Below are 229 nucleotides of genomic sequence, written 5' to 3'. Positions count from 1 at the left end.
ATCTCGCCCTGCGGCACGCTCGCCGCGGACGGCGCCACGGCGCTGTTCCGGTCCAGGGTGGAGATGATCCCGTCGGTCACGGTGTTCGGCTGGCCCAGGGGGGCGCCGATGGCGACGGCCTCGTCCCCGGCCTTCAAATCCCCGGACCGGCCGATCTGGATGGGGGTGTGGTCCGGGGCGTCGGTCTTGATGTCGGCCAGGTCGGACAGCGGGTCGGTGCCCCCGGCGG

At 73.8% G+C, this 229-nt stretch carries 1 protein-coding gene; it reads right to left on the bottom strand.

What is annotated here, in order from left to right; translation table 11 throughout:
- Nucleotides 1–229: trypsin-like peptidase domain-containing protein (locus KVS67_RS13775; RefSeq protein ID WP_217565616.1), on the bottom strand; the 229-nt coding region annotated here is incomplete at both ends.

Origin of the sequence: Micrococcus sp. GbtcB5, from assembly GCF_019091605.1 — a bacterium.
Taxonomy (GTDB): Bacteria; Actinomycetota; Actinomycetes; order Actinomycetales; family Micrococcaceae; genus Micrococcus; species Micrococcus luteus.
The sequence above is the reverse complement of the archived record's forward strand: the minus strand, read 5'-3'. Positions and strand labels throughout refer to the sequence as shown.